23 protein-coding genes and 1 riboswitch are annotated in these 25,902 nt (G+C 35.7%); of the genes, 19 read left to right on the top strand and 4 right to left on the bottom strand.

What is annotated here, in order from left to right:
* The first annotated feature begins 18 nt into the window (after positions 1–18).
* From AC3WJF_RS01750 to AC3WJF_RS01725, 6 genes are all read left to right on the top strand, one after another.
* On the top strand, positions 19–186 hold the full coding sequence (locus AC3WJF_RS01750; protein WP_492449377.1) for a hypothetical protein: 168 nt from the start codon (positions 19–21) through the stop codon (positions 184–186).
* Between the two features lie 309 nt (positions 187–495).
* Positions 496–1,476 (top strand): efflux RND transporter periplasmic adaptor subunit, encoded by a 981-nt coding sequence (locus AC3WJF_RS01745; protein WP_492449376.1) that lies wholly within the window; start codon positions 496–498, stop codon positions 1,474–1,476.
* 2 nt (positions 1,477–1,478) lie between these two features.
* Complete coding sequence (locus AC3WJF_RS01740) at positions 1,479–2,189, top strand: ABC transporter ATP-binding protein (RefSeq protein ID WP_492449375.1); 711 nt, start codon at positions 1,479–1,481, stop codon at positions 2,187–2,189.
* Positions 2,167–3,333, top strand: coding sequence for an ABC transporter permease (locus tag AC3WJF_RS01735; RefSeq protein ID WP_492449374.1), 1,167 nt, complete (start codon positions 2,167–2,169; stop codon positions 3,331–3,333). Before AC3WJF_RS01740 ends, AC3WJF_RS01735 begins: the two co-directional genes overlap by 23 nt.
* Before the next feature lie 416 nt (positions 3,334–3,749).
* A complete protein-coding gene (locus AC3WJF_RS01730) occupies positions 3,750–4,427 on the top strand; it encodes a response regulator transcription factor (RefSeq protein ID WP_492449373.1) in 678 nt (225 codons plus the stop codon).
* Between the two features lie 2 nt (positions 4,428–4,429).
* Positions 4,430–5,644: a sensor histidine kinase gene (locus AC3WJF_RS01725; protein ID WP_492449372.1), complete on the top strand. Its 1,215-nt coding sequence runs from the start codon at positions 4,430–4,432 to the stop codon at positions 5,642–5,644.
* A 520-nt stretch (positions 5,645–6,164) separates the two neighbouring features.
* Here the strand turns inward: AC3WJF_RS01725 and AC3WJF_RS01720 are convergent.
* Positions 6,165–6,587: a hypothetical protein gene (locus tag AC3WJF_RS01720; protein ID WP_492449371.1), complete on the bottom strand. Its 423-nt coding sequence runs from the start codon at positions 6,585–6,587 to the stop codon at positions 6,165–6,167.
* 404 nt (positions 6,588–6,991) lie between these two features.
* Here AC3WJF_RS01720 and helD point away from each other — a divergent pair, with 404 nt between their 5' ends.
* From helD to AC3WJF_RS01685, 7 genes are all read left to right on the top strand, one after another.
* Positions 6,992–9,340, top strand: coding sequence for an RNA polymerase recycling motor HelD (gene helD / locus AC3WJF_RS01715; protein WP_492449370.1), 2,349 nt, complete (start codon positions 6,992–6,994; stop codon positions 9,338–9,340).
* A gap of 138 nt (positions 9,341–9,478) precedes the next feature.
* Positions 9,479–9,802 (top strand): metal-sensitive transcriptional regulator, encoded by a 324-nt coding sequence (locus tag AC3WJF_RS01710; RefSeq protein ID WP_492449369.1) that lies wholly within the window; start codon positions 9,479–9,481, stop codon positions 9,800–9,802.
* 119 nt (positions 9,803–9,921) lie between these two features.
* Positions 9,922–10,245, top strand: a complete 324-nt coding sequence (locus AC3WJF_RS01705; RefSeq protein WP_492449368.1) for a metal-sensitive transcriptional regulator — start codon at positions 9,922–9,924, stop codon at positions 10,243–10,245.
* Positions 10,246–10,259: 14 nt separating this feature from the next.
* On the top strand, positions 10,260–10,487 hold the full coding sequence (gene copZ, locus AC3WJF_RS01700; RefSeq protein WP_492449367.1) for a copper chaperone CopZ: 228 nt from the start codon (positions 10,260–10,262) through the stop codon (positions 10,485–10,487).
* A gap of 78 nt (positions 10,488–10,565) precedes the next feature.
* Positions 10,566–12,986: a heavy metal translocating P-type ATPase gene (locus tag AC3WJF_RS01695; protein ID WP_492449366.1), complete on the top strand. Its 2,421-nt coding sequence runs from the start codon at positions 10,566–10,568 to the stop codon at positions 12,984–12,986.
* Between the two features lie 326 nt (positions 12,987–13,312).
* The gene (locus AC3WJF_RS01690) at positions 13,313–14,164 is read left to right on the top strand and encodes a transporter substrate-binding domain-containing protein (protein WP_492449365.1); all 852 of its coding nucleotides are present in this window, start codon (positions 13,313–13,315) and stop codon (positions 14,162–14,164) included.
* A gap of 18 nt (positions 14,165–14,182) precedes the next feature.
* Positions 14,183–14,860 carry an amino acid ABC transporter permease gene (locus AC3WJF_RS01685; protein WP_492449364.1) on the top strand — a complete coding sequence of 226 codons (678 nt, stop codon included), beginning with the start codon at positions 14,183–14,185 and terminating at the stop codon, positions 14,858–14,860.
* Positions 14,861–14,914: 54 nt separating this feature from the next.
* On the opposite strand, the gene AC3WJF_RS01680 is transcribed toward AC3WJF_RS01685, so the two are convergent.
* A complete protein-coding gene (locus tag AC3WJF_RS01680) occupies positions 14,915–18,109 on the bottom strand; it encodes an efflux RND transporter permease subunit (RefSeq protein ID WP_492449363.1) in 3,195 nt (1,064 codons plus the stop codon).
* Between the two features lie 283 nt (positions 18,110–18,392).
* Between AC3WJF_RS01680 and AC3WJF_RS01675 the strand changes: the two genes are divergently transcribed.
* Both AC3WJF_RS01675 and AC3WJF_RS01670 read left to right on the top strand, forming a co-directional pair.
* Positions 18,393–19,031 (top strand): GTP pyrophosphokinase, encoded by a 639-nt coding sequence (locus AC3WJF_RS01675; RefSeq protein ID WP_492449362.1) that lies wholly within the window; start codon positions 18,393–18,395, stop codon positions 19,029–19,031.
* Positions 19,032–19,055: 24 nt separating this feature from the next.
* Positions 19,056–19,931 carry a TetR/AcrR family transcriptional regulator gene (locus AC3WJF_RS01670; RefSeq protein ID WP_492449361.1) on the top strand — a complete coding sequence of 292 codons (876 nt, stop codon included), beginning with the start codon at positions 19,056–19,058 and terminating at the stop codon, positions 19,929–19,931.
* Positions 19,932–19,960: 29 nt separating this feature from the next.
* Here the strand turns inward: AC3WJF_RS01670 and AC3WJF_RS01665 are convergent, their stop codons facing one another.
* Entirely contained in the window at positions 19,961–20,104 is a 144-nt protein-coding gene (locus AC3WJF_RS01665) for a lmo0937 family membrane protein (protein ID WP_492449360.1), read from the bottom strand.
* A gap of 425 nt (positions 20,105–20,529) precedes the next feature.
* On the opposite strand from AC3WJF_RS01665, the gene AC3WJF_RS01660 reads away from it, so the two are divergent.
* Positions 20,530–21,003 carry a spore coat protein gene (locus tag AC3WJF_RS01660; protein ID WP_492449359.1) on the top strand — a complete coding sequence of 158 codons (474 nt, stop codon included), beginning with the start codon at positions 20,530–20,532 and terminating at the stop codon, positions 21,001–21,003.
* Between the two features lie 101 nt (positions 21,004–21,104).
* Positions 21,105–21,272: riboswitch (M-box (ykoK) riboswitch) on the top strand.
* A gap of 340 nt (positions 21,273–21,612) precedes the next feature.
* Complete coding sequence (gene mgtE / locus AC3WJF_RS01655) at positions 21,613–22,956, top strand: magnesium transporter (protein ID WP_492449358.1); 1,344 nt, start codon at positions 21,613–21,615, stop codon at positions 22,954–22,956.
* 54 nt (positions 22,957–23,010) lie between these two features.
* Here mgtE and AC3WJF_RS01650 read toward each other — a convergent pair whose 3' ends face one another.
* Positions 23,011–23,673, bottom strand: a complete 663-nt coding sequence (locus AC3WJF_RS01650) for a helix-turn-helix domain-containing protein (protein WP_492449357.1) — start codon at positions 23,671–23,673, stop codon at positions 23,011–23,013.
* A 435-nt stretch (positions 23,674–24,108) separates the two neighbouring features.
* On the opposite strand from AC3WJF_RS01650, the gene ytaF reads away from it, so the two are divergent.
* Together ytaF and AC3WJF_RS01640 are read left to right on the top strand one after the other, a co-directional pair.
* Entirely contained in the window at positions 24,109–24,741 is a 633-nt protein-coding gene (gene ytaF, locus AC3WJF_RS01645) for a sporulation membrane protein YtaF (RefSeq protein WP_492449356.1), read from the top strand.
* 432 nt (positions 24,742–25,173) lie between these two features.
* A complete protein-coding gene (locus AC3WJF_RS01640) occupies positions 25,174–25,836 on the top strand; it encodes a helix-turn-helix domain-containing protein (protein WP_492449355.1) in 663 nt (220 codons plus the stop codon).
* Positions 25,837–25,902 lie beyond the last annotated feature (66 nt).

The raw sequence follows: 25,902 nt of genomic DNA, 5'->3' as shown, positions 1-25,902 counted from the left end.
CCGGAGGGAAACTGTCCTTTGAAAAGCTTTAAAGGACAAATGAAGCAAGAACCGGAGGGAAACTGTCCTTTGAAAAGCTTTAAAGGACAAGTGAAGCAAGAACCGGAGGGAAACTGTCCTTTGAAAAGCTTTAAAGGACAAGTGAAGCAAGATCTGGAGGGAAACTGTCCTTTAGAAGGGCTTTAAAGGACAAATGAAGCAAGAACCGGAGGGAAACTGTCCTTTAGAAGGGCTTTAAAGGACAAGTGAGTAAGAAAAGGAAGGAAACTGTCCTTTAGCCAAGCTTTAAAGGACAAGTGAAGCAAGAATAGGAAAGATAATGTCCTCTAGAATAACTTTAGCGCTATTGACAATCGCAAGAAAAAAGCTTTCATGCTATATAATTTCATTAAGTAAAAATTAAGAAATCCTCTCCATAATAAGCTTATCTCGAATAGAGAAAAAACTTTCACAAAACAAATAATCTTATTTTCTAATAAGAGAGGAGTAAAGACATTGAAAAAGTGGATCATTACCATTATCATTCTAGTTCTTATCGTAGGAGGAGGTTCGTGGTTTTATTTCAGCAAAAAGCAAAATCCAAATCAGGTGATGGCAGTGACCAATCCAGTAGCAACCGTTCAAAAAGGAAAATTACAGGTTCAAATAAGTGGATCTGGCTCAGTTGAGTCTGCAAGCTCTAAGGATGTGAAGGCAAGCTCCAATGCAGAGGTAGACGAAGTTTTAGTTTCTGAAAATGAAACGGTCTCAAAAGGCCAAGAGCTAGTGACATTTACGGATGGCAGTGACCCGATTACAGCACCAATTAAAGGAACAGTTACTTCATTAACAGTAGATAGTGGGGACAGGCTGAATAGCGGAACAGTTGTTGCTCACATTACAAACTATAAGGATCTTCAAACAACCGTTAGTATTGACGAATTAGATATTTCTAAAATTAAAAAAGGTCAAACTGCAGAAATAACGGCGAATGCTTTTCCAGATACAACATTTGCAGGGAAGGTTACTGATATTGCTGAAGAAGGAGACGTATCGAATGGTGTATCGTCTTTCAATGTTACCGTCCATCTGACAAGCCCTAAAAATCTTAAAGTAGGGATGACAACAGAAGCAAAAATTTTAACCGCAAGCAAGGATAATATTTTATACGTACCTGTTGAAGCAGTCCATACTAATGGAAATCAAAAATTTGTAATGGTGAAGGGCTCAGACGGGCAGACCACAAGCCAAGAAGTGAAGACTGGCATTAATAATGATAGTTATGTAGAAATTTCAAGCGGTTTGCAAGAGGGAGACCAAGTTCAGCTTCCTGCGATTGTTAATAGCTCATCTAATAGTTCCGGTAACATGCGTGGGTTCGGCGGCATGGGAGGAATGGGAGGAATGGGCGGCATGAATGGCGGCGGTTTTCAAATGCAAGAACGCGGTAATTGGGGCAATAACGGTGGAGGTATGAGAAGCGGAGGAGGCAAATAAACATGACAACACCTCTTATTTCCATTAATGAAATGGTGAAATCATACAAGATTGGAGGAGAAACCGTAACAGCTCTACATCGGATTTCCCTTCAAATAGAATCAGGAGAATTCTTAGCAATCATTGGTCCGTCCGGTTCTGGAAAGTCAACATTAATGAATATGATTGGCTGCCTTGATAAGCCTGAATCAGGGGAATATTTACTGGAAGGTGAGAATGTTGGAAAAATGACCGATAATCAACTTGCTACTATACGAAATAATAAGATCGGTTTTATCTTCCAAAACTTTAATCTATTATCAAAATTAACCGCATTAGAGAATGTGGAATTGCCACTTCTTTATAAAGGTACATCGACACAAGAGCGCAAAGAAATTGCACAAGATTGTCTCAAAAAGGTTGGGTTATTAGATCGCGCCACTCACCTTCCTACTCAGCTTTCAGGAGGTCAACAGCAACGGGTAGCAATAGCCCGTGCCCTTGTTTGCAACCCACCTATATTACTTGCTGATGAGCCAACAGGGGCTTTGGATAGCAAAACGAGTAAGGAAATTATGGACGTAATGAAAGAGTTAAATAAACAAGGTCATACTATCATCATTATTACCCATGATTTAGAAGTAGCAGAACAAGCGAGAAGAGTTGTTCAAATTAAAGATGGGAAATTATTCGAGAAAGGAGGACCTATTCTTGAAGCTTCTACCGTCCATTAAAATGGCATTACGCAATATTAAGAGCAGTAAATTAAGAGCTTTTTTAACGATGCTTGGAATTATCATCGGAGTATCTTCCGTCATTGTACTTGTTTCGATTGGGCAATCCTCAACGAAATCAGTTACGGATCAAATTAATGGTCTAGGGACAAATTTATTAACCGTGAATGTTTTAGATTCGAGTTCAAATAGTTTTAAAGAGGCAGATGCGGAAGGCTTAAAGAAAATCAGCGGTGTAAAAGATGTTGCGCCAACCGTTCAAGGGAGAATTACTGCTAAGAATGGCAGAACGTCCACACAGGTAAGTATGATTGGAACAACATCGTCCTATAAAACGATTCGGAATACGCCTGTTTCAAATGGTCGTTTTTTAGCCGATATTGATAACGAGTTTCGGATGAAAGTGGCAGTATTAGGATCAGACACGGCACAAACTCTTTTTGGTGCAGATAATCCAGTTGGCAAATACGTTCAAATAAATGGAACTTCTTTTAAAATTGTCGGGGTGTTAGCATCGAAAGGTAGTTCCATAGGGGAAAGTGGTGATAGCGTAATTATCACTCCGTTAAGTACAGCCGAACGAGTGCTGGCTTCCCTAAATGTTCAAACTGTATATGTGCAAGCACAAAATGAAAATCAATTAACTATGGTACAAATGATGCTGGAACGTTCCTTATTATCTATTTTTCATAGCCAGGATAGTTACAGTGTAGTAAGTCAGCAAGATTTAATGGATACGATGAGCTCCGTTTCGAAAACGATGACGATGATGCTTGGAGGCATTGCAAGTATCTCGCTATTAGTCGGCGGAATTGGAATTATGAATATCATGTTTGTATCCGTAACAGAACGTACGAAAGAAATTGGCATTCGTAAAGCGATTGGTGCAAAACGGAAAGATATTTTAACACAATTTTTAATAGAATCCATTGTTCTCAGTGCGATGGGAGGCATTGTAGGGATTGTTCTTGGCTTTATTGCAACCAATATCTATGGTTCTATTACAAGTTCGTCTGTCGCCTTTTCTATACCGGTAACGGCGATTGCCTTTATCTTTTCATTATTAGTGGGTGTCGTTTTTGGTGTATTCCCAGCAAACAAAGCATCCAAATTACATCCAATCCATGCATTAAGATTTGAGTAGGCTCTTTTCTTAAACTTTGTTGCTATTTATATATGAGTAAAAATCGGCAGTAGGATTTTTACAGTAATTTTCTGCTAACTAATGAAAAACGGAATGTAGAAAAGACGCGAATCCTATCCATTTCAAAGATTATATACTTATACGAAAGCAACAATCTTTTCGAAAACAGCATTTGAGTAAAAAGAAACGGTTGCGTATTTTACGCAATCGTTTTTAAATATGGAGGTTTTTAATAATATTGTTGCTTTTCGTTAATGTTAAAAATTCTAACCCATTTTAGGTATTGAGCATATTACCATAGATAAGTAATTTACTCTATATAGTTAAAAATGTATTTAGCTCGCTTTTTAACGGAAAATTTTATGAAAAGAGCCTTATCTGATAAAATAAATAAAAAAATGGAGGTCGATATCATCATGAAACTATTAATCGTTGAAGATAATATAGATTTATTAGAATCCATGAAGGAAATTTTAGCTGATGAATTTGAAGTGGAATCTGCCACAGATGGAGAGGAAGGACTATTTCTTGCCTTTCAAAATATTTATGACGCAATTATTCTTGATGTAATGCTTCCTGGAATGGATGGGTTCGAGATTCTAAGAAAGCTTCGTACTGAGCGGGTAATGACTCCAGTTCTATTTGTAACAGCAAAGGATGCACTAGAGGATCGTGTAACAGGACTTGAACTTGGCGGAGACGATTACCTCGTCAAGCCGTTTCAAGCACCTGAGCTCATTGCCCGAATAAGGGCATTACTAAGAAGAAGCGGTAGCTTAACGATTGAACATACGATTCGTTATCGCGGGATTGAGCTTTTTGGGAAAGAATATGAAATTAAAGTCGACGGAACGCCAATTAAACTAACCATTAAGCAGTATGAATTATTAGAATATTTGATTCAAAATCACGGAAAAATATTAACTAGAGAGCAAATTTATGATCGGATTTGGGGCTTTGAATCAGATACAACAATTGCAATTGTTGAGGTTTATATTCATCACTTACGGAAAAAGCTAGAAGCGTATGGATATCATAAGGATATTCAAAATGTTCGTGGGGTAGGGTATACCTTAAAAGAGTCGAAGGTGTGAAAATGTTTAAAAAAACACGCATAAATTTAACTGTTTTAAATTCAATTGTTTTTATTTTGATTATTAGTATTCTTGGCAGTATGATTTATTCCTATGTCCGCTTTTATATTTACAATGATGCAGATAAATCATTAAACGATATGGTGAGAAGAGTAGGGATAACAGGAGAAATTCCAAAGATTCTAGGAATTGATCCGCATAATAATATTACTATTTTAATTTGGAGTAACAAAAATGAATTATTGAATAAGAATGAGATCCAAGAGAAATATCAAAAAGATTTTATCCCGAAAACCTTTAATTCCATACGAACAATTGAAGTAAAAGGCTATTATTTTCGTACCATTACGGTTCAAGCGGTTATGAATAATCAATCGGTTAAAATAGAATTTATCCGTAATGTTGATATTGAAAAAAATACGTTACACCGGCTCCTCATGATGATTTTGATAGGGGGAGCAATTGGAATCATTCTAGCACTTGTTGCAGGGTTATTTTTGGCAGGAAGGGCGTTGCGGCCGATCAAAAACGCTTGGGATAAACAGCAGCAGTTTGTATCGGATGCCTCTCACGAATTAAGAACGCCATTAACCGTCATCCAAACTCGCGCTGATTTATTGCTGCAATCACCAGAAACAATGATTCAGGATAAGCTGCCAGATATCTCGATTATTTTAAAAGAATGTAGACGGTTAGCAAAGTTAGTTTCAAATCTATTAACGTTAGCAAGATCCGATTCAAATGAAATAGAGATAGAGCGAACACAGTTTTACTTAGATGAATTATTAAGAGATATGGTTGAACATTTTTCCGAAGTAGCTTCCTTTCAAGGAAAGACGATTACCTTAACCTCCGCACCGCCGATTACCTTTTACGGTGATCGCGATCGGATTCATCAATTAATTGTGATTTTACTCGATAATGCCATGAAGTATACGGGGGATAACGGTATCATTGAATTATCATGTTTTGAAGAAAAGAACCAAATCGGGTTGACGATTAAGGATAATGGAATTGGGATAAAGGAAGAAAATATAACGCGTATTTTTGATCGTTTCTATCAAGTTGATAAATCAAGAACCAAATCAGAAAGTCTAGGACTCGGCTTATCCATCGCTAAATGGATTATCGATAAGCATGGCGGAAAAATGAAAGTGGAGAGCAAATTAGGGGAAGGAACACGATTTGAGATAATGTTTCCGAAGAAGAAAAAGTAATCAAACTTCCATGAGCGACCGCTCATAACTCAAAATTATAAGAGATCAAGAATAAGCTTAAAATGGGACCACTGTTATGGTGCAATAAGGAAAAAACACGGTAAACCACTAAATCGTTCGGATTCTCTAAATAAATCACATATGGTTTGATGACTGAATTCAGTTTTATAGAACATTTTCAGTCACCTATCGATGCTATAGGTGACCGAAATGATGGAACAAGAGAAATTTGGTAACCAAATGAGGTTATTGGTGTCCGAAAAAGAGGAACAAGAACAATTAGGGTAATCATTAAACGATATTGACTACCCATATATAAAGAAATCACTTCAAATTTGCATATACAACAAAAAGTATTTCATTTTTTAGAAGAACAACTTAATTTTGGATGTAAATAAATAGGGAAAACTATTTAAGTCTTGAAACAATGATAAAAACACACTGCGAATTCCAGTGTGTTTTGCTATATTATTTGATTGTTTACACTTATAAAATGAGGAGCTTGTATCTCCTTTTTACATTATAATGCTTCTTTATTCTTGCGATTCGTACCAATCATAATGGATAAGACTAATCCTGCACCTGATATAACCAACATAATAATTAGAATGATAATATTGTTTTGCAGTTTTCTCAGTGTCGAATTAAATGAATTGTTGTCTCCCATACCTGGACGATTAAAATTCATTTGACCTCTATTTGGGCGATCTTGCCCCCAGTTAGAGGAATTTCCATTTTGTCCTGCAAAGCCACTGCCATCTGAAGAGTTTGAATTGCCACCTTGTTGAGGTGGGAAGTTTCCACCTTGTGAAAAGTTTGCCTGAAAATTTCTTTGCATGCTTTGTTCCTGGAAATAGTTATAAATGCCAAAAGAAGACTGGATAAATAATAATAATGCTGCAAGAACACCAACCCAATAATGAATTTTTCCCATTTTTCTCATAATCATTTCTCCTTAAAAATAAATTTAATATGATTATGAGTTAAATTACTTAAAAATTTCTTAAAATATATAACACCGGGTCATAATAGTAGAAATAAAATATCTAGGATGAGTAGATGCTCACAGTCAAGCGAAAATGTTTTAGGCTTGACTTGCTCTTCTTTGGTTGTTATTCGTCCCATATAAAGGTTTGCTCAAGTTAGTTCGACCAACTATGTTGTTTTTTACGCACAAAAAAAGACTTTTCGTTAAAGTCTCTGTACAAATAAAGATGGCAAACATCATAAATAGATGATATGATAAAAGATGGTCGACATCATTATGATTAATAATTATAAATACCCTACAATAACATTACCACAAAAGAAGTATGATGTCAACTATTTTTCCTCGGAGGTGTTCACATGGAGAGTCAAAGCAAACAATGGGCCAAGGAACAGGAACGAGTAGATTACACAATCAAAAAAGTGGAGAATCACATAAATACCCTAGTATCACGTGCTGAACATGTAAAGCAGCAAGCAGATGAAATTCGCAAAAATTTCTGGGAAGATGTTACCGTTAATTTGGATGAACCTGATGATGTCGTAGAAACAATGACGAGCATCAAACAGCAAATGGAACTACTTTCTGAGCGGGAAAGAAGCTATGGACATGTGGAAGAAAATGTGAAAACATTACAGAAGCTTGCCTCTTCTCCTTATTTTGCAAGAGTGGATTTTCGTGAAGAGGATGAACCTTTAGAGCAAATATATATCGGCATCGCTTCATTTTTAGATGAAAAGGATGAATATCTTGTTTACGATTGGCGTGCTCCTATTTCGAGTATTTATTATGACGGGATCCCTGGATCTGTATCCTATAAAACTCCAGAAGGAAAACGCTTTGGAGAAATGGAGCTAAAAAGACAATTCCTTATTCGTGATGGAATCATTCAATCAATGTTTGATACAGGTGTTACGATTGGGGATAAAATGCTCCAGGAAATATTAGGGGCAAAAGCAAATACGAATATGAAAAGCATTGTTGCGACAATTCAAAAGGAGCAGAATAAAATTATCCGAGATATTAAAAATCATCTTCTCTTTGTGCAAGGAGCGGCTGGAAGTGGTAAAACATCTGTTGCTTTACAAAGAATCGCCTTTCTTTTGTATCATTTCAGGGAGTCGCTAAGTGCTGAACAAATTATTTTATTCTCACCGAATCCATTATTTAATAGTTATATTTCGAAGGTTCTCCCAGAGCTAGGGGAGAACAATATGGTGCAAACGACCTTTTATGATTATGCACAACATAGAATCGGAAAGGATCTTGAAGTAGAAAGTCTATTTGAGCAATTTGAGAATCGCTTGCAAGAATCGGAGGACCAAGATGGTTTGAAGGAAAAGGCGATTACTGTAAAGGGGAGTATCGGGTTTTATCAAGCAATTCAGCAATATGTTGAACAGCTGCTGGTGAATGGTTTGTTTTTTCGAGATATCGTTTTCCGTGGCAAGATTTTAATTTCTAAGCAGGAAATCTCTGATCTATTTTATTCCTATGACAAATCCTATTCATATCCAAATCGTTTTCCGCTAGTTGCAAAACAACTACTGAAAATGTTAGATGAGAAAGCAAGGGAAGAGGAACAGGAGGAATGGGTCGAGGAGCAGATGGAGCTTTTAGACAGGGAAGATTTCTTAGATGCTTTTAAAAGCGTGAAATCGGGTAAAAATGAAGATGTTTTTGATTCCTTTGAGCAAGAAAAGTCCTATCTAGCTAAACAAATTGTTGGTCGTTATTTTAAAAAACTGAAGAGAAGCGTGAAGCAATTCCGATTTTTTAACCGAAAAGCGCAATATGTTGATTTTTTAGGGCAGATTCCACAATTGCTCAATTTGGCTAAACACGATATATCTGAAGCAGAGTGGGAAACGATTCGATCACAGACAGTTGAGCAGCTACGAAGAAGAGAAATCCAAATGGAAGAGGTTGTCCCTTATATGTATTTGTCCGACCTAATGGAAGGGAAAAAATCGCAAACCTCTATGAAGTATGTATTTATTGATGAAATTCAAGACTATACACCTATTCAGTTAGCATATTTGCGTTTTCTCTTTCCATACAGCAAATTTACGATGCTTGGTGATATCAATCAATCAATTCATGGAACTGAAAATACATCGCAAATTGAAATAGCTGAGCACATTTTTCAAGATCAAAAAAGTGAAATCGTGTATTTAAAGAAAAGCTATCGCTCCACATTACCGATTACTCGTTTCACTAAGTCTATTTTAGCTGATGGTGAAGTGGTGGAATTATTTGAACGTGAAGGTGAATTGCCAACTGTAGCAACGGCAAACAACAAAAATGAAATGTTGGAAAAAATTTATGAGGAGGCAAACCGTCTCACAAAGATAAGCAACACCGTAGCTATTATCGGTAAATCCTTGGAACAGTGTGAAGAAGCATTTAAATATTTGCGCATGAGAATGGATGTTACGCTTCTAGGAATAGAAACAAGAGAATTTAACGAAGGGGTGATCGTTATCCCTTCCTATCTTGCAAAAGGCTTGGAATTCGATAGTGTTATCGTATTAAATGCATCGGACGAAGTATATAGAAAAGAGTCAGAAAGAAAACTGTTCTACACGATTTGCACGCGTGCCATGCATCGGCTAATCATTACGAGCATTGGAACACCGACTAGACTGCTAAATTCGGTACCAGATGATTATTATAAAATGGTATTAACAGAATCGGCTGGAGAATGAAGATGTAAATTCATTCTCTATTTTTTTGTAGGTAGTCTATTTTCGTTCATAAAGTACAAAACATTTTATCCCCCCTGCATAAACTAAAAGAGATACAACCTTGGCATGAATAGCAATACGAGATGGGGGTATAATTTCATGGGCAATGAAGAGATGGAAGTTAATGTACAATCAGATGATCTAAGGTCCTCACATCATTCTGAAAAAATCAAAAAGAATTTAATGACCCGTTTAAATCGTATTGAGGGACAAGTAAGGGGTATTAAAGGTTTAATTGAAAGGGATACTTACTGTGATGATGTCATAACTCAAATCTCTGCCACACAGGCTGCTTTAAATGGTGTTGCAAAAATATTATTAGAAGGTCATATGAAAAGCTGTGTAGTGGATCGTATCCAACAGGGTGATCTTGAGGTATTAGATGAAGTAATAACGACTGTGCAAAAGCTCATGAAAAAATAAACCTTTTAATAGGTTTATCGCTTTTGAAAATTGGACAAGCCCAATTCAAAAATAATTTTATTTTAATCATTTACATAGGGTAGGGGGGTATAGTAAATTATGAATAAGGGGTGGATAATATGGAAAATCTAGAGATGGAAATACATTGCTCTCCCAATGAAGAGAGAAGAAGTCATCACTCTGAGGCAGTGAAGAAAAATTTAATCACACGTTTAAACCGCATTGAAGGACAAATTCGCGGTATAAAGGGTTTAATTGAAAAAGATACGTATTGTGATGATGTTATAACGCAAATATCTGCAACTCAATCCGCCATCAATAGTGTGGCAAAAATCCTTCTGGAAGGACATATGAAAAATTGTGTCGTCGAAAGAATTCAAGAAGGGGACATGGACGTTTTAGATGAAGTATTAGTGACAATCCAAAAATTAATGAAAAAATAATTGGAGTGGATAATATGGAAAATGTGACATTGCAGGTTCAAGGGATGTCTTGTGGCCATTGTGTTAAGGCTATTGAAAATAGTGTTGGGAAACTTGTTGGAATTACCGACGTAAAGGTGGATCTTGCAAGCGGACTTGTGACAGTTGTATATCTTGAAGAGTCTATTTCATTAGATACAATTAAAGAAACAATAGATGAACAAGGTTATGATGTAGAAAAAGTATTAGTCAGCAAACCATAAAATAAGTGATGTTTACTTATTTTTTTTAACTAATTATATAGGGTACCTGGGTATAGTAAAAATGAGAAGGTGAATGAAATGGCTTCATCAGCAGTAAAGGAAATTCAATTACCTATAAGGGGTATGACTTGTGCAGCATGTGCAACAAGAATTGAAAAAGGATTAAATAAATTAGAAGGTATTGAAACTGCATCAGTTAATCTTGCCCTTGAAAAGGCAACTATAAAATTTAATAGTAATAAAACCAATATCGAAAAGGTTGAAATGAAAATCGGAGCTCTTGGATATGGAGTTGTATCGGAAAAAGTTGAGTTTAATATTGTTGGAATGACTTGTGCGGCATGTTCTGCAAGAATTGAAAAGGGACTAAACAAACTTCCAGGTGTAACAAATGCTTCCGTTAATTTGGCATTAGAAACAGCAAGTGTCGATTATCTAGCAGAGCAAGTAAAACCGGAAGATATGATAGAAAAAGTAGAGAAGCTTGGGTATCAAGCCTTCAAAAAAGCAGATACCAATACGAAAGCAATGGATTATCGGGAAAAAGAAATCGAAAAGCAAAAAGGAAAATTTGTTTTTTCTTTGATATTATCGCTTCCATTATTATGGGCAATGATAAGTCATTTTTCGTTTACATCATTTATTTATGTGCCGGATATGTTGATGAATCCGTGGGTTCAGTTTGCACTCTCCACACCTATCCAATTTGTGATCGGCAAGCAATTCTATATTGGCGCCTATAAAGCTCTTCGCAACAAAAGTGCTAATATGGATGTTTTAGTTGCTTTAGGAACTTCCGCAGCATATTTTTACAGTGTGTATTCCATGACTAGGACTATTTGGTCTAATAGTCATATGCCAGAACTTTATTTTGAAACAAGTGCAGTGCTCATTACCTTAATTATTTTAGGAAAGCTATTCGAAGCACGTGCAAAAGGACGTTCTTCAGAAGCGATAAAAAAACTGATGGGGCTTCAAGCTAAAACGGCAACTGTTATACGGGATAATAAAGAGCTGGAAATTCCGCTTGAGGAGGTTATCCCGGGAGAAATCATTCTTATAAAACCTGGCGCAAAGATTCCAGTAGATGGTGAGATAATAGAAGGCAGGTCCGCAATAGATGAGTCCATGCTTACAGGTGAAAGCGTACCAGTCGACAAAACAATTGGTGATCTCATATTCGGAGCAACCATTAATAAAAATGGATTCTTAAAAATGAAAGCGACTAAGGTCGGTAGGGAAACAGCTTTAGCGCAAATTATCAAAGTTGTGGAAGAAGCTCAAGGATTAAAAGCACCTATCCAACGACTAGCAGATAGCATTTCCGGTATTTTTGTTCCGATTGTTGTGGGTTTAGCCATTATTACATTTGCTATATGGTTTGTATTTGTCAGCCCGGGTGAATTTGCTACTGCATTAGAAAAATTAATAGCTGTTCTAGTCATTGCTTGTCCGTGTGCCCTAGGCTTAGCAACCCCAACCTCGATTATGGCAGGTTCAGGAAGGGCGGCGGAACTAGGAATTTTATTTAAAGGCGGAGAGCATCTAGAACAAACACATAAAATAACTACTGTATTACTAGATAAAACAGGAACAGTAACAAACGGAAAGCCTGTTGTAACAGATGTTATAGCGGAGAAAGAGGTTGAGGAGGACTTTTTATTACAGCTTGTAGGCTCTGCTGAAAAAAATTCGGAACATCCGCTTGCAGTGGCCATTGTGGAAGGCATAGAGGATCGCAACATTTCCTTTTTGCCGGTAGATGAATTTGAAGCAATCCCTGGCTACGGAGTTCAAGCGAAAATCAATCAAAATAGTGTTTTAATTGGTACACGTAAACTAATGGCTCGTCATGGTATTGATATTGGTGAAGCAAATGGAAAAATGACTTTTCTGGAGGAAAACGGAAAGACTGCGATGATGGTGGCAATTAATGGGCTTTATTCCGGCATCGTGGCAGTAGCGGACACTGTAAAAGAGTCTTCTAGACAAGCTATTAAACAATTAAAAGAGCTTGGTCTAGAGATCATCATGATTACTGGAGATAATGAAAGGACAGCTAAGACCATTGCACACGAAGTTGGAATCAACACTGTAATCGCTGAAGTCCTTCCTGATGGAAAAGCTACCGAGGTCAAAAAGTTACAACAACAAGGAAAGCATGTAGCCATGGTTGGCGATGGAATAAATGATGCACCCGCACTTGCGGTTGCTGATATAGGGATGGCTATTGGAAATGGAACAGACGTGGCAATGGAAGCGGCAGATATTACACTAATGCGTGGGGATTTAAAATCGATAGCAGAGGCCATTATCATGAGCAGAAAAACGATCCGAAATATCAAGCAAAACCTATTCTGGGCTTTTGCATATAATGCAATTGGGATTCCTATTGCTGCATTTGGATTTTTGGCTCCATGGCTGGCCGGAGCAGCGATGGCTTTTAGTTCTGTATCTGTTGTTTTAAATTCATTGCGTTTACAAAGAGTGAAGCTATAAAGGCAGTGTTTGATAGGAAGAAGTGGGAAATTGTCGCTGTTCTCTATTTAGCCAGCAATATTGTTTATCATATTAAATAGAATGTAAGGCCAGTTCCATTGCGGTGAATTGGCCTTTTCCTTTTGAAATAATCTGCTTGGAAACCCCTTAAATGTGCCGACTAACAACGAAAGAAGTGTAGGTAGACTAACTCCGAATACTGTTTCTGCGCAAAAGACGCTTATGATGATTATTTATCCAAAATTCCGTCTACTAATATTTCCATTGCATAAATCCAAGTTCAATGCTATGTTTTTAACTGAAAAATATTAAATGGGGGATCTAGCATGAATAAACTACATACTTTCAAAAAGCTGCCTGTGGTGCTGTTTATTGCAGTAGTAATGTTACTAACAGCAGCATGTGGAAATAATAAGGCTGAAGATAAAAAGCAATCGGCTTGGGATAAAATTAAAGAAAAAGGTGAGTTAACAGTTGCTACATCAGGCACACTTTACCCTGCTTCTTACCATGATTCCAAATCCGATCAATTAACGGGATATGATGTAGAAGTAGTTCGTGAAGTGGCAAAGCGACTTGGCTTGAAAGTAAAATTTGTAGAAATGGGCTTCGATGGTATGCTCACTTCTGTTAATAGTGGAAAAGTAGATATTGCTGCAAATGATATTGGAATTACTAAGGAGCGTGAAAAGAAATTTGCCTTTTCCACTCCATACAAATATTCCTTTGGTTCTGCAATCGTTCGTAAAAGCGACAGCTCTGGTATTCATTCTTTGAAGGACTTAAAAGGAAAAATTGCAGCTGGAGAAGCAACAACTACCTATATGGCAATTGCACGCAAGTATGGAGCAAAAGAGAAAATCTATGATAATGCTACAAACGATCAATATTTAGGGGATGTATCTATAGGTAGAACCGATGTCATTTTAAATGACTATTACTTGCAAAAACTTGCTATTGCTTATTATTCAAAATTAAATATCATGATCGAACCACATATTCGTTTTTCACCGAGCAGCGGCGGAATGATTATGAAAAAGGATAACCAAGAATTAAAGAACAAGATTAATGGTGCATTGCAAGAAATGAAAGCAGATGGCACTGTAAGTAAGTTATCAAAACAATTTTTTGCAGGCGAAGATGTGTCGAAAAAGCAAAACATCAAGTTTTCAGAATAAGTAATGGGGGAAGGACAAATGGGCATTATACAGTGGGAATACCTTTTTAATATAAAACTTGCCATTAAGTCCTTCCCATATGTACTGCAAGGAATTGGCTATACGATGCTTCTTTCTGTCGTCAGTATGGCGCTAGGACTTATCATCGGCTTTTTCTTGGCTTTGGCAAGAACCTCAAAATATCGTTTGTTAAGATGGTTATCGAGAATCTATATTTCCTTTATGCGCGGAGTTCCTATTTTAGTAGTATTGTTTATTCTTTATTTTGGTTTCCCGATTATTGGAATAGAATTTAGTGCTGTGACAGCAGCCATTATCGGCTTTACATTAAACAGCGCAGCGTTTATGGCGGAAATTTGTCGTTCTTCGATTTCTTCTGTGAATAGAGGGCAATGGGAGGCCGCGGCATCTCTTGGTTTTTCTTACTGGCAAACGATGAGAAGAATTATTCTTCCACAAGCAACACGGATCGCTATCGCACCACTATCCAACGTGTTTCTTGATTTAATCAAAGGCACTTCACTTGCAGCAATGATTACGGTGCCGGAATTGTTCCAAAAAGCAAAAATTGTTGGTGGAAGAGAATTGGATTACATGACCATGTACATTTTAGTTGCCCTCATCTACTGGGGAATCTGTACATTGGTTTCCTTCATACAAGATTACATGGAAAAAAGATTTGAAATGAATATATAAAAGAGGTCAGTTCATTTGAACTGACCTCTACTTTATTCTGTCTAGCGCTTTTTCTTATTCCTCTACAACCTTTTTCTTCTTAAACTTCATCAAAAACTCATATACTACTGGAACAATTATGAGCGTTAATATAGTCGAACTTGTTAGTCCACCAATAACCGTAACGCCTAGGTCTTTAGAAATCAATCCGCTTCCTTCAAACCCAAATGCAAGAGGCAATAATGCTCCAATTGTCGCAAGTGCCGTCATGAGTATTGGACGAATTCGAGTTGCTCCTGCCTCTAGCAATGCCTCACGAGTCGATAATCCATCATTTTGCTTATGAATTACGCGGTCAATTAATACAATTGCATTTGTCACCACAATTCCGATTAACATCAATGCTCCAATCATCGAGGAGATACTCAATGTTTCTCTGGTAATTAGTAGTGCTAATAATCCACCGATAATTGTAAACGGTAGGGAGAAAAGAATAGCTAATGGTGCAAGGGCACCCCCGAATGTGATGACAAGAACTAAATATACAATCGCAATCGCTGCTAGCATTGCGATACCAAGTTGTGAAAAGGATTGATTAATGTCTTCCGTTACACCACCCATGGAAACTTCCACATTACTTGGCAATTGGATTTTATCAACTTTTTTCTTAACAGCTGCAGATACCTTTGAAACGTCTTTTGCCTTAATCTCACCGCTCACACTAGCATAAATTCTTCCATTACGCATAGAAACGGAATCTGGAGAATCGCCAGTTTGTACTTTCATAACATCCTTCAAGGCAACATTAGTACCTAATGCGGATTTGATTTTTGTATTTGTAAGATCATCTACATTTTTGTAAGATTTTTGATCAACTGTTACATAAACATTTAAATCTTTGCCGTCTTTTTGTATTGTAGTTAAGACAGGATTTTCCCCAACACGATTTAGTTGCATTCCGATTTGCCCTGCTGATAATCCATATTTACTTAACTTACTTTGATCCGCAACAAGTGTATATTGTTGGAAAGTCTTAGATAAACTAGTGTCGACATTTTTTAATGAATGATTTTGCTCCATAATGCTTTCAATTTGCTGAACGACAGGTTTAATTTGCTCAAGATTATCTCCATACACAAGCATTTGCAAAGTATTGCTGCTTCCGGTAGAGCCAAAGTCCTGCGATTTCCAAACACCTTTATTTGTCATAGCTTGTAAATCTTTAATGACTTTTTCAGGTTCTTTATCGAAATTCTTCGCATCTTTATTATATTCCACATAGAATAATGCAGAATTGGTCTCGTTAGGATTCATCGGATTGCCGCTACCAACCGAATATTGAATATTTTTAACTCCGGTGCGACTTTCAAAATATTTTTCTGCTTTTGTCGCTACATTTTCGACATCAGTTATCGTTTGACCAGGATCTGGTTTATAAGTTGCCATCACCATTTTTTGTTGATCAGATGGTATAAAACTTACGCCAATAGCAGGAATTAAGAGTAAGCTTCCTATAAAGATTAGAATAGCCAATCCAAAAGTAATCACTTTGTGATTTAAAGACCAATTTAAAACCTTTTTATAGAAAGTGGCAATTTTTCCATGTTCATTTTCCGGCTTATGCTTACTTTTAAGTCCCGCTTTAAAAAGTGAGTTTGCAAACATTGGCACTATTGTAATGGCTACTAGTAGGGAAGCCAATAACGCAAAAACAACGGTTAATGCAAATGGTAAAAACAGCTGCCCAACCATACCTGACACAAGTCCAAGTGGTAAAAATACAGCGATTGTCACGATAGTAGAGGACATTATTGGTCTAAACATTTCTTTTGTTGCTTCTCTAATTAGATCTTTTCCTCTTAGTTTTTCAGTAGGTAAAGACATTCTACGATAAATATTTTCAATTACGACAATAGAATCATCGACAACACGTCCAATCGCGATGGTCATCGCACCTAGTGTCATCATATTTAATGAGATATCCATTTGTTTTAAGATAAGAATCGCTATTAAAAGTGATAATGGAATGGAAATTACAGAGATAATGGTTGATCTGTAGTCCCTTAAGAATAACAATATAATAATTACTGCAAAAATAGCACCAATAATCGCCTTGTTAAGCATCGTGTTGACAGAATCTTTGATTGGTGTTGCTTGATCAAACATTTTAACCGTTTTTAAGCCGACATGATCTTTTGTTAGTTCATCTATTTTCTTTGTCACGTCATTTGCAACATCTACCGTGTTCGCATCGGATGATTTCGAGATTTGAACTCCGATAGAATCAACACCATTTGTCTTTGAAATGGATTCATGCTTCCCGGCAAGCTTCACATCGGCAATATCTGCTAATTTTACAGTTGGAATCCCCAAAGCAGCACCTAGTTTGTTTCCATTTCCATTGCCGGCTTGAGTGGAAGCTTGTCCTGCTCCAGCTCCTGATGGCAATTGACCTTGCCCACTCATCTGAGATTGTCCCGTTGACATGTTACCACTCATTGATGTTTGCCCACCAACCCCTGGTTGCGGTGTGTATGGGATTTTAAGATTCTTTAAATCATTAATGGAATGAATATTTCCATCGACTACAACAGATTTTTGTTGATCACTAAAATTGATTAATCCAAGTGGTATAGAAACATCTGAACCTTGAATAAGCTGCTTAACCGTATCTTCTGTTAAACCATACTTGGCGAGTTTCTTCTTATCAAAGGTAATATCTACTTCTTTTTGATACTGTCCAGCAACTTGAACTTGGGAAACACCATCGATTCCTTCTAAGGCGGGAACAATATCCTCTTCGACTGTTTTTGTTAGCTCTTCAAGTGATTGTTGCTTATTCGTTATACTTAAAGAAAGGATAGGAAAATCATTGAAATTAAATCGTGATACGTTTGGTGTCTGTACTTTATCAGGTAAAGAAACGGATGCAACAGCATCTTTTACTTCCGATTCCGCTTTATCCATATCTTTCGAATATTTATATTGAATTTGGATGGACGAAACGTTTTGGGAGGATGTTGAGCTGACAACATCTACACCAGGAAGATTTTTGATTCTTTGTTCAATTGGTTTCGTTACTTTTTCCGCAATGTCCTCCGGTGTTGCACCTGGATACACAGTTGAAACCATAACCACAGGCGCAGTGATATTTGGCATCGTTTCGAGTTTCATATTTATACCAGAATACAATCCGGCCACGACAACGATAATGGTAATCAACCATACTGCAAATTTATTTTTCATACAAAAGTTAATAATTCGATTCAAAGTATATCGCTCCTTCATTAGTTGACCGACTAGTCATATCATACTATAATATAAATGACTGGTCATACATTTTCAAGTGAAAGTTGTGTTAAATATACTTTCCTTATTTATTTGATAAGAAAGTAAGAGTTTTTTATCATTTAAACTAATTCGCGAGTTGAGTCATTGTCTAGCTACAAGTGAAATTGGCACTTCAAATTTCACCAGCGCCTATCGAAATCTGTACGCTAGAGCTGTGACACTTGCGCTTTTCTATAAGTATGTGCACAAAAGGAGAATTAATATGTACGATGAGAATCATTGGAAGGAATTTATACTTCCATACAAGTTTGGATTAGATGAAATAAAAACAAAAATAAATATAATGGTCGAAGAAGCCTTTTTAATGGGAGAAAATAACTCCATTGAGCATATAAAAACAAGAATTAAAACACCTACAAGTATCCTTGAAAAACTAAAACGAAAGAATATTGATCCAACTTTAGAAAGTGCAAAACAAAATCTATTTGATATTGTTGGCGTAAGAATTGTATGTTCCTTTGTTTCTGATATCTATGAAATTTATAATTTATTTTTAAAAAGAAAAGATTTAAAGGTGACAGAAGTAAAGGATTATATACGCAATCCAAAACCGAATGGATATCAAAGCCTCCATTTAATCGTTCAAATTCCTGTCCAGCTGACTCATAGAGTGGAACACGTACCTGCTGAAATTCAACTAAGAACATTAGCAATGGATTTTTGGGCTAGTCTGGAGCACAAAATCTTCTATAAGTATAATCGAGACATTCCGCAATATTTAAAAGATGAATTGAAGGATGCCGCCGATAGTGTAAAATTACTTGATGAAAGAATGAAGGGTATTCGGGATGAAGTAAGCGCAATTGATGCAATTAGGGAATCTGTATTTTTACCGTTATAAATAGGAATAAAAGAGGGGACCAAGATGAAACAAAAAAGAAAGGAACTTATTGAAACAGCGATAAAATTGTTTGCGGAAAAAGGATTTCAATCTACATCTGTTCAAGATATTGTGAGCAGTTATGGAATATCAAAAGGGGCTTTTTATAATTATTTTTCCTCAAAAGAAGGACTCCTCGTAGATATCTTTAAATACTATAATGAAAAAATGAGCGATAAAAATGATGAAATTGATGCACTAAACATTTCTGCAAAGGAAAAACTTCACAAGAGAATCCAAGTGCAATTTAAGTATTTTTTGAAGCATAGAGATTTTATCGTGATGTATTTTCGTGAACAGAATCAATCGCTAAACGAAGAATTGCGCACTCTTCTAAAAGAACACAGTTTAAATATGTTAAAAAAAGAAGAAGAACTATTGGTTGCAGCATACGGTGAATCGATTCAGCCCTATATCAATGATTTGGTACTACTTTGTATGGGAATCCGGAATACTTATATGAAAATCACTGTTTTCGATGGAGTAACATTGGAGCCAGACCAAATTTCCCTCTTTATAATGGAGCGCATTGATGATTTAGTGGAAGGATTACAGAAGAGCACTTTAGAACCACTCATAACTAAAAGCCATTTTAACCACTATAAAAAAAGATTTATTAACACTAAGCAAAAGGTATATAAAAACCTGATTGCTATGAAGGAAAAGCTAGAATCAATGGGGATTTCTTCAGAAATGAAAGAAGAGCTGCTAAATGTTATCCATTATTTAATAGAAGAAAATAGTAAAACAGAAATTAAAAAGTACATTTTTCAAGGAATGCTAGCTAATTTTAAAGCAATTAAACAGTTGGACTCCTATCGGAAAGAAATAGCGAAAGCACTGGATATTGAACTATTATAAAGAAGAAAAAGCCGTTATGGCTTTTTCTTTTATCTACGTTTTCCTCGAACTATTTTTAAAATAATTAATATTACTGCAAAAATAAGCAGCAGATGGATAAGTGCTCCGGCAATATGGCCGATTAATCCTAGAACCCATAAAATAATTAAAATAATTATTATGGCCCAAAGCATATAAAAACCCCTTTCTCTTTATGATTACAGTACCCAAATTCAACTAATAATACACAAATGGTTATATATTAAATAGTACTTGATAGGAAAATATTAGAAATGGTCAAAAAAACTAAAGCACCTACTCCTTATATATTCCGAAAAAAGATATTGTTTATTTCTTTATAACTAAAAAGGCTATATACCTAATCTTAAGTGGATAACCAAAATCTTAATTTGGCATAAGATAAAGAGAAAAAGAAAAGGCTGTTTTTATATACATTTTTGTTTTTCGTAATCCGTTATAAATCTTAAAGTAAACTAATTTCGGGGCATCTTTCTTAAAGATTTAATCTTATTCGCCACAAAAATAGCTCATCATAAGATTCCCTTCTACAAAAGCACTTAGTTTAAGAAAAGAGCCTTTAAAAAGGGAGAAAACCAGCATGAATCATCCGTTAGCATGGCATGAATCATTGGAGCTCCACGAATTATTAGCATTCCAGGCAAATTGTTTAATTCAATTAAAAATGTCCGTTAGAAAAGTAATTGATGACGAGCTCCATAATTTATACTTATATTCCATAAAATTGGTGGAAAAAAATTTAAAGGATTTATTACCGTATGTTGATAGTACACCCAATGAATATAGTCGACGTAAGAATGAACAAAGCTTCTTTTCGGGGGATTTATTAGGAGCTGCTAAAATCTCTATAAAAATGTATGCTGATGCCATAACAGAAACCGCTTCACCTGAATTGCGTTCGGTTTTCCATCGGCATCTAAATATTGTCATCAGTTGGCATACAAAAATATATGAATACTTGAATAAGAATGGTCTTTATCCATCTTATAATTTACAGCACTTATTAGAGAAAGATGCGGAAAATGTTCAACATGCTTTAATAATGAAATATTGAATACTTTTTAATCAAATATACTTAGATGAGGAATTCTTTATAATTAATCGTTGACATTTGGTTGAAATGTAAATATATTAAATGTAGTTTAATAATAACTCTATGTATTCTGTTAGGTGAGGCTCCTGTATAGAGATAAGCTGCTGCCCAAAAATGTCGAGAGACGCCAATGGGTCAACAGGAAGGATCGGAATAAGGTCTTTCTTAATGTAGCTGGTATTGTCTACCTATGCTATACAGTGCTAAAGCTCAAGCGAGGGAAATAGAGGGATATACCAGTAGAGCAATCTATAAGATTTAGCTTTCTATGGTATTTTGTTTTGCCGACAATCCTTTATTTCTTCGTGTCATAGAAATAGAGGTTATTTTTTTGTTTAAATTAGTCATATGAGCTAGAAGACTGTACTTATTATGCATACAGTGCTATTAAGTCAGGTGAATTCTGTTTAATGGAGGTGATGTCGATGGACGAGGACTCGAATATAAAACACATATATGAATTTAGAAGTGCAATGAAGCAAGTTGAAAATAACAGTCATCTATCTATCGACACACTGTATATTCCTTTCTCATTGTACCATTCTAAGAAATAAGATTGGAGGAAGGATCATGGATCAAAACACAGTACAAGAATTCAAAAACATTTTACAAGAACATAATCAAGAATCAATTATTGAATTTGCATCTCATTTTCAACCTTATGATATTGCAGAGTTGCTTATTGAACTTGAAAATGATGATCAGCTACAATTTATTTCATTAGTACCGATTCAGTTAGGTGCGGAGATTCTTGAATATTTAGAACCAGAGCTACAGTATAAAGTTTTACATCGGATAAAGGATAATTTTACTTCTTCACTTTTGAATGAAATGTCTAGTGATACCATTGTTAATTTGCTTTTATCTATTCATCCTCATCAAGCAAAGAAATTGATGGAGTTTTTACCTGATGATTATCGAGAAAAAATAAATACACTTATGAGTTATGATCCAAATACTGCCGGAAGACTAGCAACGGTAGATTATATTGCTGCACGTATTAATTGGACTGTCGATCAAACATTGCAGCATATTAGAAAAGTTGGCCAAGAGGCAGAGATTGTTTCTTATATATATGTACTAGGGAGCCGCGGTGAACTAGTTGGAGTTGTATCATTAAAAGAAGTGATTTTAGCGAAATCAGGAACAAAGTTAGAAGAAATGATTCAAGGGGATATTGTTTCTGTAATGGTAAATGCGGATCAGCAAGAAGCTGCAGAGATTTTGACCAAATACGATCTTGTCGCTATTCCGGTCATCGCACAAGATCAACGAATGATTGGAATTCTTACAGTTGATGATTTGATTGATGTTATTCATGAAGAGGCAACAGAGGATTTTCAAAAGCTCGGAGGAAGTCAGCCTTTAGATGAACCGTATTTTAAAAACTCTGTTTGGCACTTCTATAGAAAAAGAATTGGTTGGTTATTAATCTTGTTTGTAGCGGAAGCATATACAGGAACTGTTTTAAGACATTATGAAGACACGCTCTCAAAGCAAATCTCATTATCCTTTTTTATACCTTTGCTAATTGGAACAGGTGGAAATACGGGTTCACAAACCGTAACGACATTAGTTCGTGCTTTAGCTGTCGGTGAGGTACAGTTCCAAGATATGTTCAAAGTATTTCGCAAGGAATTATCAACTGGTATTTTTCTGGGGATTTCGATGGGAGCTGCCGCAATAATTCGTGCTTTTTTCCTCGGGGTTAGTATCCATATCAGCTCCGTCGTAGCCATATCAGCACTATTCATCGTAATTTGGGCATCAATGGTTGCAGCTGTTCTGCCTATGATATTACACAAATTAAAAATCGACCCGGCTGTCGTGTCCGGTCCATTCATTACAACTTTAGTTGATGGAACAGGCCTTATTCTATATTTTTCAATGGCTAAGTTACTACTTCATATATAACTTATTTAATAATAAACTGCCCTTTCACTAACTTAAGGGGCAGTTTATTATATGTTATACATTATTTTCCTCTAACTTCGAAAGCCTCTCTAATCCGATTTGAACCGCTAAGCAATCATCTAAATACCCAAACGGAAAAACATAATCCGGGATAATATCGGTTGATAAAATAAAATATAAAAGGACACTGCCGATGATAGTTCTTTTTTCTGTGGAAAGATTTTCTTCACAAAAACTCTTATACATTTTATTTAATTCATTGATAAACGGTCCAGCTCCCCTAACTTCTTCCACTTTTGATTTAAACTCTTCCAGTATTTTCTGCTTTCCCTCTTTAGTCAGCGAAAAATGTTCATATTTAGCTAATTCTCGATGTATTTTTTCCATCGTAAATTCATGATCTAGGAAATTGGAAGAAACAAGTATTTCTTGAATTGCTTCGACGGATTGATACATATCTGATTGATCAGGATGTTCGTATTGTTCTAAATTGAAACCGGCGGCTTGAATTAATTTGGCTGGTGGGACATCTAAATGTTGTGCAAAGAGTTGTAAATGAGAGGGCTTGGCTTTCTGTTTATTATTTACTATTCGTGAAATGGTTGCAGTATCAATACCTGTAAGTGCACTAAGCTTACGCATGGAAAGCATTTTTCCCTTTAATAATGCTTTAATTAATATTCCGAGATTATTATCTTCACCCCTATCAGTTGTCAAATTATTTCCCTCCTCCTGCGAAAGGCTCTTTCCCTCAGCTTAAGAAAAAAACGACCAATTCTAGAAAAAAGAACGAATGAATCGCACCGAATAGGATTGCACGCTTGGAATCTTTATTCATTTTGTGTCAACCTCCATTAAATTATATGCTCAATTGTTACCTGAAATTAATCATTATCACCAATGAATGTTTTTAATATTATATTGGGATGGTCCATAACTGTGCTTGTTTGCATGAAAAGTAGTAACAAAAACTTGCATATTTAGAAATAAAACATTGAAAAAACGTCAACAAACATACGATTTTCTGTATATGTCGGAGAAATTGTTATGAGATTATCCATAGTGTTGATTTTTTTTCAACAGTTTAAAAAATAGACACGCACTTACAGAGACGTAAAAAAATACAATGAGAAATATAAGGAGGTATAAACAATGTCATGGTTAATTATTTTGGCTTTTGCCACTTCATCAAGTATAGACAATTTAGGGGTAGGAATTTCTTACGGGATTCGCAAGATACGTATTAGGATTGGTGCAAACTTGTTGATTGGACTGATCTGTTTTCTCATGAGTATTGCGGGAATTACATTTGGGCTTTGGCTTTCAAAAATTCTTCCTGGCGTCCTCCCTGTCATAATAGGAGCATTCTTACTATTTATTATTGGGATTAGAATCATTTTATTGGCTGCTCCTCGTAAAGCAGTAAGTGCTGAAGAAATAAAGGTACATGATAAATCATCCAAAGGACTTAAAGGTATTTTAAAAAATCCGGAAGTTGCCGATAGGGATCAATCTGGAGAAATCGGATGGATAGAAGCGATCATTCTCGGAGTTGCCTTATCTGCAAATGCTCTAACAAATGGACTCGGTGCAGGATTACTTGGATTATCGCCGTTTGCAATTTCCTTAACAGCTGCAATCGGCAGTATTATCAGTGTATGGGCAGGTGTGAAGCTAGGAAGTAAATTAGCAGATGTTCGAATTGGGAAATTTACAGTAGGTCAATTCGGAACGCTTATAAGTGGTGTTATCATAGTCGTGATTGCTTTTGCAACTTTCTTTTAGAAAAGGCTCTTTTCTTTAACTTTGTTGCTTTTGTAAAAGAAAATCTAATAAATTTCCTCATTCGGTTTAAGAATAGAGTTCCTTTTTAAGAAAAGATGCCCCGTAACTTAATCTAACTTAGGATTTAAAACAAATTACGAAAAGCAACATTTTATACGAAAATAGCTTTAGAGGAAGATAAATTATATGAGCCCGATATAACTTTAGCTTAGTTATATCGGGTTTTTTTGAAAAAGTAATGAATAGCTCACATGTATGATAGAAAGTTAAACTGCCCAGAGAAAATAGGTATGCGACTGATTTTCAAATCAGGTCTTATTTGCGACATTTATAATCGAATTTTCAGGAAAACTTCTTCCATTTGTTCGTTGACAAAATGTCAATAAGTCTGTATCTTAATTTTATATGAGGTTAATAGAAAGGAAAATAAAGATGTCCGAAAATGGAAACAATAGCAATCTTGGTTCGCTATTAAAAGAGTTATTGAAGAACCAATCATTATCCATGCGAAAATTTAGTGAGCTTACTAATATTGATACAGCTACAATTTCCCGGATCATTAATGGAAAACGCAACGCAAATCCCGCACATTTACAAAAATTTGCTGAATGCCTTGGAGTTCCTTTAACAGAATTATTGATTGCGGCCGGCTATCCGATTGAACAAAACGTGGAAACCAACTATCATTCTGATATTCTATTGTCCGTTGCAAATATCCAAAGTTTTCTAGAATCCTCGAATATATATGATAAGAATTTTACGATCTCTAATATTAAGAATCAATTGACACAATATGAACAATACTCGCAGACAGAAGAGGGAAAAGAAACTATCTTGAAGGGATTTGAAGAGAAACTTCAGAAATTAGGGAGTATCGGGCCATTCATTAATCAATTAAAATATATGTATGACAAATTTCGTCGTAGAGAAGGTTCCCCGCGTGAGCTTATCCTAATAGGCAGTGCATTAATTTATTTTATATTACCAGTCGATGTTATTCCCGATTATCTTTTTCCAATAGGATATTTAGATGATGCAGTAGCAGTACAAATTGTGGCTGGGCTATTGTTAATGAAAGATGAAAAACAACATTAAGAAAGAACTGATAAATATTATAAAAATAGTAAACTAATACATATTTTCCAAAAAAATAGATAGGGG

Source organism: Heyndrickxia sp. FW510-T9, assembly GCF_058781025.1.
Note: the sequence above shows the minus strand (reverse complement) of the source record. Positions and strands in the feature narration are given on the sequence as shown.